This is a genomic window from Clostridioides sp. LIBA-6622, assembly GCF_056716095.1.
The window spans coordinates 3,233,506-3,254,868 of the sequence record NZ_CP196998.1 but is presented as its reverse complement, the minus strand read 5'-3'; the positions used below and the strand labels follow the sequence as shown (position 1 = coordinate 3,254,868).

Genomic DNA, 21,363 nt, shown 5'->3' with positions numbered 1-21,363 from the left:
TGATGCATAGTTTACAAAAACAAAAAAAGAATAACCCTATATTAAAGATTGCTTTTATATTTGAACGTGTGTTAGCAGTGGTGGTTCTAATAGCTGTATTTCTAGGGACTATAGATGTGTTAAGACTTATGTGGGGAGCATATATAGTTGACTTTCAAAATCCAGTACAATATAGTCAGCTTAACGACTTCTTAGCACAAATATTACTTCTAGTGATAGGTGTTGAACTTGTAGTAATGCTATCACTTCATATACCAGGAGCATTTATTGAGGCGCTACTTTATGCTATAGCTAGAAAAATGTTGTTACTTCCTAAAAATGAAGGAATGATAGATGTTTTAATAGGTGTTATAGCTATTGCAGGACTTTTTGCCATAAAAAAGTTTTTAGTAACAAAAGACAAGAGTGCTCTTAATATAACGAGTATACATGATGAAGAAGCAATTAAAGAACAACAGGATAAAGACGATAAAGATAAATCTATTTAGAAAATGTACTAGATAAATAGATTATTATAAGGATATATTAAAAAATAATGAGAAATAAATATTACTAAGGAGAACTTTATGTACGCAGTAAGATACGAATTGATAAAAACTTGCAAACAGAGTGGTGCAAGGTTAGGAAGATTACACACTCCACATGGGATAATAGAAACGCCAATATTTATGCCAGTTGGAACTCAAGCAACTGTCAAATCTATGACACCAGAAGAACTAAAAGAGATTGGCTCACAAATAATACTTAGCAACACATACCATTTATATATGAGACCAGGTCATGAGCTTATAAAAAGAGCAGGTGGACTTCATAAGTTTATGAACTGGGATAAGCCAATACTTACAGATAGTGGGGGGTTCCAAGTGTTTAGCTTAGGGCCTTTAAGAAAGATAAAAGAAGAAGGTGTAGAATTTAGGTCACATTTAGATGGCTCAAAACATTTTCTAACTCCAGAAAAAGCTATGGAAATACAAAATGCGTTGGGGTCAGATATAATGATGGCCTTTGATGAGTGTGCGCCATACCCAGCAGATAGAGAATATGTAAAAAATTCGTTAGAAAGAACAACAAGATGGTTAAAAAGATGTAAAGATGCCCATAATAATACAAACAAGCAAGCTTTATTTGGTATAATACAAGGTGGAATGTATAAAGATTTAAGAGAACAATCAGCAAAAGAGATAACTAGTATTGATTTACCAGGATATGCTGTTGGTGGACTTAGTGTTGGAGAGCCAAAGCCACTTATGTATGATGTACTAGAACATACAACTCCATTTATGCCAAAAGACAAACCAAGATATTTGATGGGAGTTGGTAGCCCAGATGATTTAGTGGAAGGTGTTATAAGGGGTATAGATATGTTTGATTGTGTTTTACCTACTCGTATAGCTAGGAATGGGACTGCAATGACTAGTCAAGGTAAAGTAGTAGTTAGAAATGCAACTTATGCTGAAGATTTTACTCCACTTGACCCTGAATGTGATTGTTACGCTTGTAAAAACTATTCAAGAGCTTATATAAGACATCTTATAAAAGCAAATGAAATATTAGGTGCTAGATTGATAACTACTCATAACCTTCATTTTTTACTAAATTTAATGAAGCAAATAAGACAAGCGATAATGGAAGATAGATTATTGGATTTTAGAAATGAATTTTTTGCAAAATATGGCTATGAAATATAGAGTTTGGACTATTAATTATAATCATTTTAATATATAATATTCAATAGTACTCAAAACTAGAAAAGTAAATTCTTACATAGATATTTACTATATTTTACAAAAGAGTATAATTTATGAAGGAGTGAAAAATTAATGCCACAGCAACAAATAATGATGAGTGTAGGTCTATGGGTAGTAGTAATAGCAATCTTTTATTTCCTAATGATTAGACCTCAAAAGAAAAAAGACAAGCAATTAAAAGATATGAGAGGTAGCCTAAGTGTAGGAGACAAAGTTGTTACAATAGGTGGAATAGTAGCTAGTGTAGCTAAAGTTGAAGATGATGTTGTAATACTAGAGTTAGGACCAAATAGAACTAAAGTTCCATTTGAAAAATGGGCTATAGGTACAGTTAAATCTAAAAAAGAAGAAATAGAAGAAGAGTAAATTAGTAATTTAAAAGCCTTTTCTCGAATATATATTAATTTGAGAGGAGGTTTTTTTTATGGGAAAATCTAATTATATTTTTAAAGGTCTAGGGTATGCGTATATAATAACTTTGGCTGTTTTATTAGTGTATAACTTATTTTTGACATTTACAGATATTGGTGGGGATAATATAACCATGGTTTCATCATTTATAACTACCATTTCTGCAGCTATAGGTGGTTTTTATACTTCAAAACACATGAAAGAAAAAGGTCTTATATATGGACTTTTAGTTGGACTTTTGTACATAGTATGTATTTTTTTAACTGTGTTTTTAGCACAAGAAAAGTTTGTGTTTGAAGTAGGAATGATTTATAAGTTACTGTTAATATCAGCAGCAGGAGGCATTGGAGGCGTACTGGGTGTCAACTTTAAATAGAGTTTATATTAGAGTAGTTTTATGATATAATCAATAGGAAACAATTAGAAATGGAGGCGTTGAAAATGGAAAATAAACATGTAAAAACTTTATCTCAAGCTACTTTAAAGCAAAGTGCTGCAAAAGGTGGATGTGGAGAGTGTCAAACTTCTTGTCAATCAGCTTGTAAAACTTCTTGTACAGTTGCAAATCAAGAGTGTGAAAGATAGAAAATTATTGACTTAGTTATTTTTAAGAGGGTACTTTAAAATGATTCTATTATCATTATGAGGTATCCTCTTTTGTTTTACAATGCTTCTTGTGATAAATAGTAGCATTAAACTTTGTAAAATAGTATTAAATTAGTGTGTATATTTAATTTAAATGTAAAGGATTAATTAGCAAAAATTAGTATGATAGTGTGTTCAAAATGTAAATTTTTATACGTATATTTTTAAACTTTGCATTAGTAAATTATGTAAACACATAAAATATATTGAAAAATAATATTATATATAATATTATTTATATGTGGGAAATACGAATATAAAAAAATTAAAAAACAATATTCGGAGGACATAAATATGTTGAGCAACAAAAAGAGAAGTATGGCAATAGTAATGGCAGGAGCCACAGTTATGAGTGCAGCAGCACCAATATTCGCAGATAACACTGTGTCAGAAAATGTTGATAAAAGTTACACAGTAAGTGCAAAAGATTCTACTAAACTAATTGAAGAAGTTAGAAAAGCATTAGAAATTAAGTTTGAAGAGACAAAAGCAGGAGCAAATGTAAATGATAGAGTTTACGATATAAAAGTAGACAATGTAAATTTAACTAATGCAACTCAATTACAAAACAAAATAAACACATTAGCAGAAGGCCAAAGTTTAAAAGTTACTATACAAGACAAAGGTCATCAAACTTTAGGTGGAAAAGTAGTTGATTATAAAATCGAAAACTACAAAACAGCTCAAGAAATAGTAGATGCAGTTAATGCTTTCAATACAACATTAGCAGAAGATTCTGAGAGCAAATTAACAGCAACAATAAAATCTACAAGCTCAGTTGAAGTAAAAAGAGCAAAAGATTCAAAAAATGTTATTACTATAAATGTAGGAGACCAACATTTAGATTTCTCAAAACAAATAATATCAGAAGAAAGTACTTTTGAAGGCTATGAAAAGAAATATAGTGATATAGAATCAAAAGAATTACATACAATAACAGTTAAAAATGCAGATTTACAAGATGTATCAGCAGAAGATTTATTTGATGGAGTTAGATTAACTACATCAGGAAGACAAATAGTTAATAAAGTTAAAAATGGATATTCTTTAACATTTGAAAATGTAGCTATACTTACTCAAGAGCAAGAAGATAGTGATGATAAAGATAAGCCAGAAAAATCAAGCTTTGATATGGTTTTAAGTAAGACAAATGAAAAACCAGAAACGATAAGCATATCAAGTAAAAACCATAAGTTAGTAAGAGACTTACACAAAGTATTAACTGATGTTAAAGATGGAAAAGAATTAAAAGTAGAAGTTTTATCTGGAGATTCAAGATTTACAACAGCAGTAGAGGTTAGCAAAGAGAGATTCAATGATGGAGCAGCAGAATCAATAGTCTTAGTTGGAGAAGATGCTATAGTTGATGGATTGGCATCAGCACCACTTGCATCTCAAAAAAATGCACCAATACTATTATCAAAGAAAGATTCATTACCATCAGAAATAGAAGCAGAGATATTAAGAGTACTTGGAAGCAACTTATCTTCTAAGAAAATATATATAGTAGGTGGAGAATCTAAAATATCAAAAGAAACTGAAGAAAAACTTGCTAAGTTAGGTGTAAGTAAAGTTGAAAGAGTTTCTGGAGAAGATAGATTTGAGACTTCTTTAGAAATAGCAAAACAATTAAAAGATACATTTAAAACTGCTTTCGTAGTAGGTGGAAATGGAGAAGCAGATGCTATGAGTATATCTGCTAGAGCTGCTCAATTTGGTGCTCCAATAATAGTTACAGGTAACGAATTGGATACTAAAGCTGAGAAGTTATTAAATGGAAAAGAATTAGAAATAGTTGGCGGAGAGAACTCTGTATCAAAAGATGTTGAAAACAAATTAGTTGAGATAGATTTAAATAATAAAGTTGAAAGATTAGCAGGAGAAAACAGAAAAGACACTAATGCTAAAGTAATCAACAAGTATTATGCAGGAGCAACTAAAGCATATGTTGCAAAAGATGGTTATGTAGGTGGAAATGGACAATTAGTTGATGCACTTACAGCAGCACCACTTGCAGCTAGTGCAAAAGCACCAATAATATTAACTACAGAAGAACTTTCTAAGTCACAAGAAGAAGTAGTTGAATTAAGACTTAAGAATACTACTAAGTTAGTACAAATAGGTGAAGGAATAGCTAAAAATGCTATTGAGAAAATAGCAGAGAAAATAAACTTATTTACTAGAAACTAATAGTATATAAAATTTAAATTTGTAAGTTTATTTAGATAATGTTTAGCTAAGTAAGATATAATATAGATAATAAATAAGTATAAACAATTAAAATAGAAACAATGAAAAGATGGTATCTTAAAATAAGTTAAGATGCCATCTTTTTATTGTTTTTTGATTATTATATCTTGTAGTCACTGTATCTTAAAATATCGATTTTAAAAACTTTATATAGAAGACAGTTTATAGAAAATACATGCTTATTAAACTGTATTATTTTGAGTGTATAACTTAATAAAACTTTCGAGACTATTACTTAATTAAAGAAAATAAGTTATAATGTTTTGAATTTATGAATAATAAAAACTTTAACTATATTGTTTGAGTTAAATGGATAACTATGGTATCATATATAAAATATGGTAACAAAATTGTAACTTTTTATTAAGTCTAAGTAAAATCAATATAACAAAATTATAAAAATTAATATTGGGGGTAAAAAATATGAAGAATAGTAGAAAGATATTTGCTATAGGACTTACACTATTTTTAGTAATGGTAAATACTCCTAGAGTAAATGCGCTCACATCAGTTGAACAAATAAAAGGAACTGACAGATATGAGACCGCAGCAAAAATAGCAGACAAACAAAACTATAATACAGCAATACTAATCAATTCGGATAATAGCCTGGCAGATGGCTTGAGTGCAAGTGGTTTAGCAGGAGCATTAAACGCGCCTATTTTAATGACAAAACAAAATCAAATCCCAAATACTACAATGGAAAGATTAAATAAAGCAAAGAATGTATATATAATAGGTTCAGAATCGACTATAAGTAAAGGTATAGAAAATCAATTGATATCTAAAAATAAGGTTGTAGAGAGAATATTTGGTGAAAATAGATTTGATACGAGTGTGAAGATAGCTGAGAAAATCAAAGAAATTAAACCAATCGATAAGGTAATTATAGCTAATGGAATCACAGGAGAAGCAGATGCAATAAGTGCATCGCCAGTAGCAGCAAGAGATGGAGTACCTATAATACTTACAGATGGAAGCAGTGTAGGATTTGATACAACAGGATTAAAGAGTTATGCACTTGGTTCTAGCGAGATAATAAGTGATGAACTGGTTAAGAGTACAAATTCTGTTAGATTGGGTGGAACAGATAGATTTGACACAAATAAAAGAGTTATACAAGAATTTTATAAAGACAGTAAAGAATTTTATTTAAGTAAAGGTATGCAACTAACTGATGCATTGGTAGCTTCTACAATAGCAAAAAATGCACCTGTGGTTTTAGTTGAAAATGGTAGCAATAAGAGTATTTTAAGTGGTGCAGATAAATTGACTGTACTAGGAGGAATAAATCAAAATGTAATCAAGCAATGTATAAATCAAGCCTCACCAAATCAACAAGGATTGTACTATAATCCAAATGATAAGGTATTTAAGGATAGGATAAAGGGAAAAATATATGCTCTTACAAAACAATACAGAAAAGAAAATGGTGTAAGAGAGTTATCTGTAGCAAGTAGATTAGAAGGTCTAGCAAATGACTGGTCTAATTTAATGGCAAATAAAAAGACTTTATCTCATACTATAAATGGTAAAAATTCGTATTCTACTTTTTTGAAATACTTAGATTGGAGTGAGATTAAGTCTGGGTACATTTCTGTTCAAGGGGAAAATATAATTAAGTATAAAATCCCAGACAAACCTGTATATACAAATAGGGATGCAGATGATATAGGAAACTTTATTTTTAATGAGTGGAAGACCAATCCTGAGGAAGGTACAAATATGTTACATAAAGGATATGAGATAATGGGATTTGGGTTAACTATGACAGGTGATAAGACGATATATGCAACACATGAGTTTTATGGAAGATATAAAGAATAAGTATTTATCGAGAGTTAGATATTTTGATAATGATAGTATATATAAGTGATGGAAATATGTAATAAGATAATAATTAGAAAATAACATCTAAGTAATGTATTTATAATGATAAAGAATATTTATATTAACATAATAATATAAATATTCTTTTTTTGTATTTTAATATAAAAAATTTGTACTAAAAAGTTTAAATATAGTATAAAATGGGTATAAAAGCATTGAAAATTAAATGGCAAAATTAGGGAAATCTAATGACGCAAAACTATAGGGATTAAAGCTTACAAAGCCATATCAGCCAGTTGCTAAAAAGAGCAAGTTCTTTTTATTTATAATAAAGATTCTCTTTGAGTGTCTTTTTTTATTGTCTGAAACTATAGCATTTAAATTCATGGAAAATTAAAGATTTATTGAGGGAGGATTGTTATTTCATGAAAAAGGCAATATCTTGTGTACTAGCAGTATCTATGTGTAGTGCACCATTGAATGTTTTTGCAGAGCCTATATTAGAGGGGAAACTAAGGTCAGTTGAAAAATCAGTTACAGAAAAGCTAAAGGGAAATTTAGAAGTGGATTTAAATTTTTCACTTCCAATCAAAAATAATGAATCAGAAAGTATAACTGATATACAACTACAATTAAAAGATAGTAGTAACAATAGTGGGATAATAAAACTTGGAGGTAAAAATTCAGGAAGTATAAATATAGGAACAGATTCTATAGGCTATACTATCAAAAAATTATCTGCCAATAGAAGTGAAGTAAAAGATAAAGATGAAAATATATCATATTATAATATTATGTTCAGTAATTTACCTGTTGGAAAATACAAGGTAGAAGTCTCTGGAAGTGGATTTAAGAGTAAAGAAGTTAAAGATATTGATATATCAAGTTATTCTCAAAGGGTTTTATTAAGTAATAGAGCAAGTGTAGATAATAAAAATAAACCTTTAAACTATGAACTATTCTTAATGGGAGATGTAAATGGAGACGGAAAAGTAGATAAAAATGATTATAATGAAGTTTTAGAAAATATAGATTCAAATAAAAAAGAATATGATTTAAATAGAGATGGAAAGGTAGATATTGCTGACCTAGACTATGTACATAAAAATCTAGGGCAAAATGAAAATGCAAATAGTCTGGAAAGTATAGTACCTACCAATCCTATAGTAGATACAAGTAAAGTAACATTAGAAGAAAATAGTGATACAAATATTCAGGGTACTGTAGAAGATTTGTTTAGTGGAGAAAGTAGTGGAGTTACAATATCTCCAGCAAATAAAGGGGATAAAATATCAGAAGAAAAACCGGCAGTGATGGATATAGCGTTATCAGAAGCACTTGATATGGAAGTTATAAATATTAAAGCTCCTGAAGGGAGTGCTCCAGCAAAAGGAATAGTTGAGGTTACAGATAAAGATGGTAATGTTCAAGAGATTCCTTATGAAAATAAAGAGTATGTAAAAACTTTAAAAGAAGAACAGCAAGAAGAAGTAAATAATAAAGAAGAAAATACAGAGCAATCTGATAATAACTCAGATAATACTCAAGAAGAAAAAAATGATAAAGAAGAATCAAATTCTAATACAAATGAGCAAGAAAACAATAATAAGGAAAGTAATGATAAAGAAAGCTCATCAACTGATAAATCTGATTTAGACAAAGATACACCAAAAGAAGATAATAATATTAGTAAAGATGACAACTCTACGACATCTACATATAGTAGGTCAGCTTTAGAAACATATGCAGATGTTCAAAATAGCGATATAGTGATAAATCTTGGTAAACAAGTAGCAGTGAAAAAGATAACTATAAAAATAACAGCTACAACTGCTAATGATAGAAATCTTGCAGAAATATCTAAAGTTGAGTTTTTAAATAATGTTTATAAAGAAATACCAAAGCCAGATATGAATATACCTAAAATTAATAAAATAGCGACTAGTACTGCTGTTGGAAATGAAAAGGTATCTTTTTATTGGAACAATGAAGTGAATGTATCTGCATATGAACTTATATTAGATACAATTGATAGCAAAGGAAAAGTATTATCAACTAAAAAATTACAAACTAGCAAAAATTCTATAGAGGTTAGAGATATAGATGCGTATGGTCTATATAGAGTTAGTATACAGTCATTAAATGGTGATTGGTCTAGTGGATATAAAGATGCAACATCAGAGAATTTAGATGGAGTACCAGAAAATGTAGACTCAAACTATAAGCCAATACAATTTAGCCCAGATAGTATATTAGAATTTCAAGTTGTTCCAGATACAAAACCAGAGCCACCAGAAGGCATAAGTATTAAAGGAAGATTTAAAGCTCTTGATGTAAGTTGGAAAAATCATAAACAAGCTAAAGATTTTGACTTATATTACAGAGAAAAAGGTTCTAATGGTTCTTGGATAAAATACAACGATAAACTTATTCGTGGAACAAGTTCAAAAATAGAAGGGCTTAAGGATAATACAACATATGAAGTTAGAATGACAGCTACTAACCACTTGGGAACTAGTGGAATGTCTAAAATATATCTAGGTACAACTGAAAGTGTAGATGCACCAACAACACCTAACTATAGACTGATTAACACTCCTAAGTCTGATGCTGGATTTGGAATACCAACTAATCATATAGTAGATGTAACTTATCCAGCTGGACATGATAAAAGTGAATATAGTGATAAAAATCCATTTGATAAATTTAATATAGTAGATGGAGATTTTACAACACATTGGACTTTTCCAGAATATAATGCTGCTGAGGGAACAAATAGAGGTCCAATCATAACTTTTGATAAAGCATATACTATGGATACTTTTATGGCTACACCTAGATTTGATGTTTCTGATAAGACAATAAATGACTTTGAGATACGCTATTGGGATGAAAATGGTCAATTACATAATTTAGGCGATGTACCTTTTGAAACAAAGACAGACCCTGTAAATAATAATAAATACGTGATGGTTAGATTAAAAGAACCAATAAATGCGACTAAGATACAAGTTAGTGTTTGTTCTTCTTATTCATATAAATCTAATATATCAGAGCTTAAATTCTATGAGTATGACAGTATAGAAAAAGAGGTAAGAGACTTATTTACAGACGATTTACAAGTTGAATTAAAAAAAGGTATAACTCAAGAAAAAATAACAGAACTAAAAGATAGACTTAATACTCCAGATACAGCAAGTGGAGAATATCATCCATATAAGACGGTTATAGAAAGAGAATTAAAATTAGCTCAAGACTTATATAATGATAGAGCAACACTTACTGATGTGACTACTGTTAATCAAGATATAAATGTATCAGGAAAATATAAAGATAAGAGTGGAAACTATACTGTTAAGTCGAATAACTTAGGTATGGGAAATGACTGGCAGGCATTGGGAGTAGCTGCTAGAGCTGGAGATGAAATTACGATATATGTTGGAAGTAAAAGTGGTAAGACTCCTAAGTTAATATATACACAATACTATGGAGAGTCTGGAGCATATAAGAGTGGAGAAATAAACCTTAACACTGGTAAAAATGTAATTCAGTTGAGTAAGCTTCACAGCTTAGATGCAGAACGTGGAGGAAGCTTATATATAAGATACCCTTATGATACTCCAAGTGGTGGAGATATAAAAGTGCGTGTAGCAGGAGCTACTAAGATACCACACCTTAACTTAAATGGAATGATAAATGACAATAGCCCTGAGGGAGTTTCTAAGTCTAAAGAAAAAATAAAAACTTATATAGAAGAATTAGCTAAATATAAGGATGATATAAAAGGAGAACCATACTATCCAGGAACGAATATTGGTAATTCATATGGATATTCAGAAACAACAGGTGTACTAAACACTACTGATATTGAAAGTGACAAAGTGACATTAAATGTTCCAGCAACAGCTGTATATCAAGGAATATCAAAAGGAAATTCTGATTTAAACACACAAGTAGATAGACTATATAATAGCATGCTTGCATGGGAACAAATTATGGATTTAATATACTCTGAAAGAGGAGTATTTAAGACACAAGATTTAGATGGTAATGGAACTATAGACGATAATGAGTTTAATATAACTAAAAATGATATGGCTCCAAAGTCTCGTATGAACATAAAATATCAAAGAATGTTTATTGGAGCATTTATGTATGCTTCTGGTCTACATGTAGGAGTGGAATACGGTTCAGTGCCAGGGCTTATGAATGGAGTACCTTTCCAAATAGATGCTAATGGAAAAGCTAGTGGAGGAAGTTTATTTGGATGGGGAATAGGTCATGAGATAGGGCATGTTACAGATATAGGTAAGATGACATATAGTGAGACTAGTAACAATGTACTTGCACTACTTGCTCAGACATTTGATGATGAGACACATTCAAGACTTGAAGGTTCTACAATGGATAAGATATATGAACATGTTACTTCAAATAGTTTGGGAATACCAAGTAACGTATTTGAAAGACTTGGAATGTTATGGCAATTACATTTAGCATATGATGATGATTTCACTGGTTCAATGTTAAAGAATAATTCAGATGCTGATTTAGGTAATGATTCATTCTATGCTAAAATTTCTAGAAAATACAGAGCACTTTCAAGTGATGACCCAATAAATAACTTGCCAAAAGACCAAATGCTAGTTGCTATGGCATCAAGTGTTGTTGAAAAAGATTTAAGAGATTACTTTAAGGCATGGGGAGTAGAGATTACACCAGAGCTAAACAGTATAATGGATGGTAAGAAGTTCGAAAAAGAGACTAGAAAGATACAGTATGTAAATGATGGGGCTAGAAGAAAGATTTTAAACGAAAACATATCTAACATGGCAGAAGATACTAAGGTAAATGCTAGTTTTGCTGATGGAGTGCAAAGTGGCTCTTTAGTTAAATCTAATAAGATAGCTATAGATTTAGATGTTGATAAAGATAAAGATAAGATATTGGGATATGAAATAATAAGAAGTGATGGAAACTATTTAGATGGAGAAAATGGAACTCAAGTAAAATATAGAACAGTAGGTTTTGTGGATGCAAAAGGAAATAGTAAAGCTCAATTTATTGACAATATATCTCCTCTTAATAACAGAGCATTTACATATAAAGTAGTTGCATATGACTATCACTTAAATCCAACAGACGAGTTTGAAGTTGGTACTGTAAAATTATCAGATGAAGGAAAAATTAATAAGTCAGCATGGTCATTTATAACAAACACTATTTCTGATGGTGACATTAGAACTGAAAATGACTCACATGGACCACTACAAAATCCTGAAATTGATAATATAAAGGATAATGATGCAAGCACTACTTATAAAGGAAAGAGAATTAGTAAAGCTGAATGGAACAAAGACCCACAAAAAGACCCAGATATAAATGTAGAAGAAAATCCATATATAATAGTAGATATGAAAGAGACATTACCTATAGTTGGATTAAAGTATACAAAACCAAAGACAGAAGCTAGAAAGTTCTCACTAAAAGGACTATTTAACCTTAGAAAGGATACTAGCACAACATACAGTCCATTGACTACTTACAAGATACAAGTAAGTAATGATAAAAAAACTTGGGAAGATGTGAGTCAAGGAACTTTTGAATATGGACAAGACTTAGTTGGTGGAGGAAAAGACCAAGATAATGAAGCTAGAGTTACATTTAATAAAGATGGTAATCTTTGGACTTATCAGGCTAGATATGTAAAATTAATATCTAACAATAAGTCTAATATAGAAGTTGCAGAGCTTGATGTAATAGGACCTCCAGGTGATAATATAGAGATTGGAACAGTGAATAGTGTAGACCAAACTCGTACTAATGGAATTGGAAAGTTAGCAGAGGATTATATCTATCAAAGTGATGACCCTAATACAAGTGAAGATGAAACAGCCAAGATTCCAGCAGGTTCAATAGTAATTACAGGGGAATATAGTGGAAATCCAGCATTTAATTTACCATTACTTATAGATAAAAACAATAAAACTATCTCTGGAGAAGCTCTTTTATTTGCAGATGTGCCAAAAAATGGACAATTAGGTGAGATAAGCAAAGGCACATGGGTTTATTATATGCCAAAAGAAGATTTTGACTCTTTAAGTGATAAGATTAAGGCAGAACTTTATAGATACAATGACCTTCAAGGAGATACTCCAGTAGGTCAAAGATTTGTAAGTGATACAATGTATGTACCTGTGGGAGCTAAAACTTATGATGAGTTAAAGACGATAAGTCTTACTGATAGTAATAGTAAAGCTAGAAAGGCTACAAGAAGTACTATTGATGTAAGTGATAAGAAGGTAATTACTGTAAATAATAAAGTAAAGAGCAATATTGTCAGAGACAAATAGTATGTGAAAATCTGAAAAGACTAAGATAGCAGTATGATATGTGGCATTTTATGTGAGTAGTGGCTAAAAAAGTTTTAAAAAAGCAATTTGTCAAAAATAAAGTATATATAATGTAGCTATAAATTTAGGGTAATTTATAAATTAAATATAAGAAGCTAGATGGATAAAGGATTTTATTCATCTAGCTGATGATAGATAAGGACGGGTGTTAATGAGTAAAGGAAAATCTTTTATAAGAACTGTTGCAGTGTCGAGTATGGCAGTAGCTATAACTGGAAGTGCGACATGTGCATATGCTGCTCCAGTGTTGCAAGGAACAAAGACATATGAAAAGGTGAATACTATAGATATTTCTGTGGAATCAGTAGAGAATATAGTGTATTCGTTTCAAGCTAGTATAAAGGTGCAAGGTGAGGTTGAAGTAATAGATAATGAACTAGGTCAAAAGATTAAGTGGTCTGATAATATATCAAAACAGATAAAAAGTGGAAATGCTAATGCAACTTGTAGAGCAGATTATAATAAAGGAAATAATACAACTACATTAGATATATATGTTACATCAAGTGAAGATTTACTAGATGGAGATATATTAAGTATAGGAAGGATTTCTGTAAAGAAATCTGGTAGTAACTCAAATGCTGAGTATAAAGTATTAGGAAATGGGACAGATGCTAAACCAGCTTTAAAAATTGTTACATATAATAATAAGTCTGTAGACTTTGAAAGTATAAGTTCTAGTGAAGGCCTAGTATTTACTCTTGTTAATGAAAATGAAGTAAAACCAATTGGTGGAAGTGGTACTAGCAAAACTGACCCTGAAAAATATAAGGTTGAAAAGAGTGAAGCACTAGAATACTTATTAAATAATATTAGAATAAACTACTCTGTTGTTAGTAAAGAAACAGAGGAAAGTGGTTCAAATATAGTATTGAAGCTTGGATTATCACAAAAATCAAGTAAAGGAAGAAAGGCTACAATAAGTAAGTATGTTGAAGTTACCCTTCCAAAAAGTTTAGAGTATGTAGTTGATAATGAGCTAGCTAAACCAGATGAGTTACCACCAGATAATTCAGATGACAATAATAATGGTGGAAATAATAATTCAGGTGGCTCATCTGGAGGTGGTAGTTCTAGTGGAGGAAGTTCAAGTGATTCAACTTCTAATGTTACAGTAAAAAAATTAAAAGGTGCAGATAGATTTGAAACTGCTGTTAAAATATCTCAAAGTGGTTGGACAAAATCAGATACAGTTGTGATAGTAAATGGAGAAGACAGAAGTATGGTGGATGGTCTTACTGCTACACCACTTGCTAGTGTAAAAAACTCACCAATTCTTTTATCTTCAAATGATAAGCTTCCTCAAAAAACTATAGAAGAGTTAAAAAGATTAAATCCATCAAAAGTAATTGTAATAGGTGGAAATAATTCTATGCCAAATGCAGTAGTTGAAGCAATTAAGTCTGTAAATTCAAAGATATCAGTACAAAGAATAGGTGGAGATACAAGATATCAAACTTCTATTAATATAGCAAAAGAAATTGATAAGACAAATAATGTAAGCAAGTTGTATATAGGGTCAGGAAATGGAGAAGCTGATTCATTATCAATAGCATCATTAGCTGGAAAGGAAAAAACTCCAATAGTACTCACACAAAAAGATGGTGTAGACAATGAAGCTCAACAATTTATCAAATCTAATAAAGTATCGAATGTATACTTTGTTGGTGGAGTAGAAAAGATATCTAACAAGGCTATTGAGCAAGTTGGAAAAATAACGAATAAAGATGTATCAAAAAATAGAATAGCAGATCAAAATAGACAAGAGACAAATGCTAAGGTAATAGATAAATTCTATTCTCAATCTAAACTCGATGGGGTTGTAGTTGCTAATCAAGATAAGCTTATAGATGCTTTAGCAGTTGGACCATTAGCAGCTAAAAATAATTCGCCAGTTGTACTTGCTACAAATACGTTAGATAAATCACAAGAAATTTCATTGAAAAATAAAAATTCATCTAAGTTATTTGAGATAGGTGGAGGAATAGCTTCATCTGTAGTAGATAAGATTAAGAGTTTAATTGAATCAAAATAAATATCAAAGTAAATATAAATAAGTAAGTTTAAAATAAGAATGTATTTAGATATAAATCATATGTCTAAGTACATTCTTATTTTTATTTATATTACCTTAATAATATTATAGTGAGATATGTATCATAATTTAAGTAGAATTAAATTCAACTTATAAAATAGTGTAGATTATATTTATTAATGAAAAATATTTTATAAATATTAAAAATATAACTAGAGATAGTTTTTAAATTTTTAATTAAATAAAATATTAATATATAGACGGGATATATTTACATAAGATATACTTTATAATATACAAAAAATAACAAAATAATAAAATAAAGTAAAAACAATATAAATATAAAACATAAAAATCATCAGGGGGATATGAAAATGAATAAAAAAATATTATCATTAGGTCTAGCAGTATCATTAATCTTGGTAAACTTCAAAAGTGTAAATGCATCATCAGTAGTAGAAAAAATATATGGTAAAGATAGATATGAAACAGCAGCAAAGATAGCTGATAAACAAACTTATGAAACAGCCATTTTAGTAAATACAGAAAAATCGCTTGCAGATGGATTAAGTGCAAGTGGATTGTCGGGTGCAACAAAAGCACCAATATTATTTACACAAAAAAATAAGATACCAACAGAGACAAATAGATGTCTAAAAAATATCAAAAAAGCATACATAATAGGTACAGAAGATACTATAAGTAAATCAGTAGAAAAAGAACTAGATTCTAAACATATAGAAGTAAAAAGAATTGGTGGAGAAGATAGACTAAAAACAAGTTATCTAATAGCTAAAGAAATAGCAACTATAAAAAAAGTGGACAAAGTACTATTAACTAATGCCTATAGTGGAGAAGCAGATGCAATGAGTGTATCATCAGTAGCTACTAGAGATGGAGCTCCAATTATACTTACAGATGGAAAGAGTGTGCCTTTTGATGTCAAAAATGTTCAGTCTTATTGTATAGGGTCAGAGGAGATAATGAGCAGTTCTTTAGTAAAAAACACAAATTCAGTTAGAATAGAAGGAACTGACAGATTTGAAACTAACAAAGAAGTAATAGACTACTTTTATAAAAATGTAGATGGATTCTATATATCAGATGGATATCAGTTAGTAGATGCTATAGCAGCTGCACCCCTGACTAAAGAATATCCAGTAGTATTAGTAAATGATGGTAGTAATAAATCTGTGTTGGAAGGAGCAAATCATATAACTTCTGTAGGAGAATTGAGTGACAAGGTGATAGAACAATGTATAAGCGCTTCAAAGTCAAATGGACAATCTCCAACAATTACAATAGGGACAACAGAGCTATATAAAGGTGAAAAGTTTGACAGTGGTAAGTTAAACATAGTTGCTAAAGATAATACTGGGAAGGTATTGCCAATAAAAATTGATGGGTTTATAGATACAAATAGAGTAGGTATATATATACTGACATTAAAAGCTACAGATGAGTGGGGTAAAAGTACAGAAAAAAGAGTTCAGATAGAAGTTTTAGATGATAAATCTTATGATTACAATAGCCCAGAATTCAAAAAAATGGTATCTACTGAAATGTACAACTTAATCAATTCTTATAGGAAAGAAAAAGGTAAAGAACCTTTGGCAGTGTCTAGTAAGCTAGAGGGGATGGCAAATGCATGGTCTAAGTATATGATGAATAAAAAAGTTTTTGCACATTATATAGATGGTAAAAATGCTCCACAAGTATTTTCTGAATTTGGAATGAGAAGTGAAGAGAATATAGCATATATTTATATCAACTCTAAGGATACTCAGACAACTCAAGATGCTAAGAATGTAGCAAAGACTATCTTTGAAGTGTGGAAGAAGTCTCCTGAGTACAATGCAAATATGCTTAGTAATGAGTTTTACAGTACTGGGTTTGGAATTTATGTATTGTCTGATGGTCAAGTACATGCTACTCAAGAATTTTTAAATGGCAGTGAGGGTAGCTTGTAAAAAATACCATAAATCTTGTTTTTTTGTTAATTTACTGATATTATAAAATGAAAATCACATCTAAAGTACTTTTTGTAATCTGTTTTGTTATTGTTTTATAGATTATGGTATTTTAGGTGTTTTTTATTTTAGAAATTTATAAATTTTGAGGGAATAACTACTGAGGATGTAATTTATAATGAGTTGAATTATATAAAAAATTAGTAGGAGGAGTTCGATGAAGGTAAATAAGAGAATATTATCGATAGGATTGGCAGTAACATTAATGATGGCAGGTGTACAAAATATTAATGCATTTTCAGGCATAGAAAAGATACAAGGTAAGGATAGATATGAGACTTCTGCATTAATAGCTGACAAACAAATATATGATACAGTTATATTAGTAAATACTGATAATTCTATAGTGGATGGATTAAGTGCAAGTGGATTATCAGGAGTGGCTAAAGCGCCTATAATGTTGGTACAAAAAGATAAGATACCAACAGATGTTGAAAAGAGATTAAAGGATGTTAAGAATGCTTATGTTATAGGAACAGAAGATACTATAGGTAAATCTGTAGAAACTCAACTTAAGAGTAAGGGGATTGATGTTAAGAGAATTGGTGGAGAAGATAGGATAAAGACTAGTTATCTTATAGCGAAGGAGATGTCTACTATTAAACCAGTAAATAATGGAGATAAGGTATTTTTTGTAAATGGATATACAGGTGAAGCTGATGCAATGAGTGTTTCTTCTGTAGCTGCCAGAGATGGAGTGCCTGTTATACTTACAGATGGAAAGAGTATACCTTTTAATGTTAGTGGTGTTCAATGTTATTCTCTTGGTTCAGAGGAGATAATGAGTAATGAACTTGTGAGTAAGACTAATTCTGTTAGGATTGCTGGAAAGGATAGATTTGAGACTAATAAGAAGGTTATACAACGATTTTATAAGGGAACAAAGAAGTTTTATGTTTCTCAAGGGTATAAGTTAGTTGATGCTGTGGCTGGCGCTCCATTAGCTAAGGACAAGCCTATAGTGCTTGTTAATGATGGAAGTGATAAGAGTGTACTTAGAGGTGCGGATGAAGTTACTTCTTTAGGTGGGATTGATAAGAAGGTTGTTGATCAATGTATTAGTTCTGCATCTGATAAAAATACACTGCCTACAATAACTGCTAATAATGTTGAGATTTCTGTAGGAGATAAGTTTGATAATAGTATGTTGAATATAGTTGCTACTGATTATTATGGAAATGATTTAAAGGCTAGTATTGATGGAAATGTGGACACTAGTAAGGTAGGAACTTATGTTTTAAAAATAAGTGCTTATGATAATTTTGGTCAAAAGTGTGAGATTAGTGTAAATGTCAAAGTAATTGTAAATACAAATACAAACGAACCAAATAGTTATGAGTTTAAGTCAATGGTTTCTAATGAAATATACAATCTGATTAATTCTTATAGAAAAGAAAAGGGCAAAAAAACTTTAAAAGAATTGGAATCTTTGACTGGAATGGCAAATGCATGGTCTAAGTATATGTATGAAAATGAAATATTTGCTCATGAGATTAATGGAAAAAATGCAGCTGAGGTATTTTCTGGTTTTGGAATGAGAAGTGGTGAAAATATTGCATATTTACCTATGAACACTAAATCTATATATGGAGATAAAGAGGCAAAAGAGATAGCAAAGTCTATTTTTGATTTGTGGAAAAAGTCTTCAAAATATAATGAAAATTTATTAAAGAGTGAATTTTATAGTTTTGGATTTGGTATGCACGTATCATCAAGTGGAGAAGTAAATGCTACAATGGAATTCTTAAATAGCTGACTTTAAAAATAAAAAACAAATTAAAAAATATTTTTGAGTTTAAAAGAAAGAAAAATGTAAAAAAAGAAATAAAAATGTTGGAAAAAACTTCTTACAATTTTGCATAAATTATTGAAAATTTATTTTATATAGTCTATCATAGAGATGTGAGAAATATTTGGATTAATATGAACATGAAATTTTAATGTACATAATAAGAGATGTAATTTAATATAATGTTGGGAGGAATTTTTAAATGAAGAAAAGAAATTTAGCAATGGCTATGGCAGCTGTTACTGTAGTAGGATCTGCTGCTCCAGTTTTTGCAGCTATGTCAGATGTAATTGAGTTAGAGAGAGGTGCAAACTATACTGTATCAAATACTAAAGCAAGTGATTTAGTAAAAGATCTTATAGCAGCACAAGATATAACAAGTGGTGCAAATTTAGCTAAAAAAGTAACTGATGTAGATGTTAAATTCTATGATGCTAATAAGCAAGTAGATAATGGTAGTGGAACTAAAGTTGATGCACCTGTATATTCAGCTCAATCTGAATTAAAAAAAGATAATGAAGATTATGTTAAGACAACATTAAAAAATCTTAAATCAGGTGAATATGGAGAAATAAAAGTAAAGTTTGCAGATGATGCATCAAAGGAAACTGTTATTAGAGTTGTAGCAGCTTCTGAAAAATCAGTTATTGTATCAAGTGACGCTAAAGATACAGCAAAGGATATAGCACAAAAATATGTATTTAATAAAAAAGATTTACAAGCAGCATTAGATATAATAAATGAAGCTAATGGAAAAACATTTGATAAAACAGATAGTTATTATCAAGTAGTTCTTTATCCAGATGGTAAAAGATTACAAGGATTTTCAACTTATGGTTCAACAACTTATAACAAAAATGAAACAACTGAGAATGGAAAGCCTGCTAGTGGAAATACTCCTGTAATATTAACATTAAAATCTAGTAGTAAAAGTAATCTGAAAACTGCAGTAGAGGAATTACAAAAATTAAATGCAAGCTATTCAAATACTACAAACTTAGCTGGTGATGATAGAATAGAGACTGCTATAGAAATCAGTAAAGAGTATTATAATAATTATGGTGATAAAAGAGATGTTCAATCTGATGTAGATAATATAGTACTAGTTGGAGCAAATGCACTAGTGGATGGTTTAGTAGCAGCACCTTTAGCTGCAGAAAAAGATGCTCCATTATTATTGACTTCAAAAGATAAATTAGATTCATCAGTTAAATCTGAAATAAAAAGAGTTTTAGATTTAAAAACTTCAACAGCAGTAACTGGTAAAAAAGTTTACATAGCTGGTGGTGTAAATAGTGTTTCTAAAGATGTAGTAACAGAATTAGAATCAATGGGATTAAAAGTTGAAAGATTCTCTGGTGATGATAGATATGCAACTTCTTTAGCTATTGCAGATGAAATTGGTTTAGATAATGATAAAGCATATGTGGTTGGAGGAACAGGTTTAGCAGATGCGATGAGTATAGCTTCAGTTGCTTCAACTAAAATGGATTCTAATGGTGTTGTAAATAGTGCTAATGGTCATGCAACTCCAATAGTAGTTGTAGATGGAAAAGCTAAGAAATTATCTGATGAAGCTGATAGCTTCTTAGGTAGTGCAAATGTTGACATAATAGGTGGATTTGCAAGTGTATCTGAAGATATGGAAGAATCTATATCAGATGCAACTGGTAAGAGTGTAACAAGAGTTAAAGGTGATGATAGACAAGATACTAACTCTGAAGTTATAAAAGAATACTATGGAACAAGTAGTGAAATAGCTAAAGCTTCTAAAACAGAAAATACTTTATCAGAAAATGGAATAGTAAATTTCTTTGTTGCTAAAGATGGTTCTACTAAAGAAGATCAATTAGTTGATGCACTAGCTGCAGGAGCAGTTGCTGGATATAAACTTGCTCCAGTTATATTAGCTACTGACTCTTTATCTTCTGATCAATCTGTTGCAATAAGTAAGGTTGTAAGTGATAAAGGTACTAAAGATTTAACACAAGTTGGTAAAGGTATAGCTACTTCAGTTGTAAATAAAATAAAAGATTTATTAGATATGTAATAAATCATATAGATTAAATGAAAAGACTCCTTTATAGGAGTCTTTTTAGGTAGTTTATGCTATTAATGAATAAAACAAAAAGGAGACTATTAATAGTCTCCTTTTCTTGTGAGAAATACTTAAATATAAAAGATATAATTATTTATTTAAGTAAGCCTATTA

The 21,363-nt window shown here is 30.1% G+C and carries 12 protein-coding genes and 1 riboswitch; all 12 genes read left to right on the top strand.

Going from position 1 to position 21,363, the window contains the following annotated elements:
* The first annotated feature begins 2 nt into the window (after window positions 1-2).
* The 12 genes from ACTG47_RS15280 to slpA all read left to right on the top strand — a co-directional run bounded on the left by ACTG47_RS15280 (window position 3) and on the right by slpA (window position 21,201).
* Complete coding sequence (locus tag ACTG47_RS15280; protein ID WP_479925174.1) at window positions 3-488, top strand: phosphate-starvation-inducible PsiE family protein; 486 nt, start codon at window positions 3-5, stop codon at window positions 486-488.
* Window positions 489-566: 78 nt separating this feature from the next.
* Entirely contained in the window at window positions 567-1,688 is a 1,122-nt protein-coding gene (gene tgt / locus ACTG47_RS15275; RefSeq protein ID WP_479925173.1) for a tRNA guanosine(34) transglycosylase Tgt, read from the top strand.
* Window positions 1,689-1,820: 132 nt separating this feature from the next.
* Complete coding sequence (yajC, locus tag ACTG47_RS15270) at window positions 1,821-2,114, top strand: preprotein translocase subunit YajC (RefSeq protein ID WP_169464986.1); 294 nt, start codon at window positions 1,821-1,823, stop codon at window positions 2,112-2,114.
* 58 nt (window positions 2,115-2,172) lie between these two features.
* Window positions 2,173-2,535, top strand: coding sequence for a TIGR04086 family membrane protein (locus tag ACTG47_RS15265; RefSeq protein ID WP_054271374.1), 363 nt, complete (start codon window positions 2,173-2,175; stop codon window positions 2,533-2,535).
* Between the two features lie 65 nt (window positions 2,536-2,600).
* Window positions 2,601-2,744 carry a six-cysteine ranthipeptide SCIFF gene (gene scfA / locus ACTG47_RS15260; protein ID WP_009891067.1) on the top strand — a complete coding sequence of 48 codons (144 nt, stop codon included), beginning with the start codon at window positions 2,601-2,603 and terminating at the stop codon, window positions 2,742-2,744.
* Window positions 2,745-3,098: 354 nt separating this feature from the next.
* Complete coding sequence (locus ACTG47_RS15255; protein ID WP_479925172.1) at window positions 3,099-4,994, top strand: cell wall-binding repeat-containing protein; 1,896 nt, start codon at window positions 3,099-3,101, stop codon at window positions 4,992-4,994.
* A 483-nt stretch (window positions 4,995-5,477) separates the two neighbouring features.
* Entirely contained in the window at window positions 5,478-6,881 is a 1,404-nt protein-coding gene (locus ACTG47_RS15250) for a cell wall-binding repeat-containing protein (protein WP_169464982.1), read from the top strand.
* A 221-nt stretch (window positions 6,882-7,102) separates the two neighbouring features.
* A riboswitch (cyclic di-GMP riboswitch) is annotated at window positions 7,103-7,188 on the top strand.
* A 121-nt stretch (window positions 7,189-7,309) separates the two neighbouring features.
* Window positions 7,310-13,237, top strand: a complete 5,928-nt coding sequence (locus tag ACTG47_RS15245; RefSeq protein WP_479925171.1) for a M60 family metallopeptidase — start codon at window positions 7,310-7,312, stop codon at window positions 13,235-13,237.
* Between the two features lie 211 nt (window positions 13,238-13,448).
* Entirely contained in the window at window positions 13,449-15,332 is a 1,884-nt protein-coding gene (locus tag ACTG47_RS15240) for a cell wall-binding repeat-containing protein (protein ID WP_479925170.1), read from the top strand.
* A 368-nt stretch (window positions 15,333-15,700) separates the two neighbouring features.
* Window positions 15,701-17,302, top strand: coding sequence for a cell wall-binding repeat-containing protein (locus ACTG47_RS15235; RefSeq protein ID WP_479925169.1), 1,602 nt, complete (start codon window positions 15,701-15,703; stop codon window positions 17,300-17,302).
* A 217-nt stretch (window positions 17,303-17,519) separates the two neighbouring features.
* Window positions 17,520-19,118 carry a cell wall-binding repeat-containing protein gene (locus ACTG47_RS15230; protein WP_479925168.1) on the top strand — a complete coding sequence of 533 codons (1,599 nt, stop codon included), beginning with the start codon at window positions 17,520-17,522 and terminating at the stop codon, window positions 19,116-19,118.
* 235 nt (window positions 19,119-19,353) lie between these two features.
* On the top strand, window positions 19,354-21,201 hold the full coding sequence (gene slpA / locus ACTG47_RS15225) for an S-layer protein SlpA (protein ID WP_479925167.1): 1,848 nt from the start codon (window positions 19,354-19,356) through the stop codon (window positions 21,199-21,201).
* Window positions 21,202-21,363 lie beyond the last annotated feature (162 nt).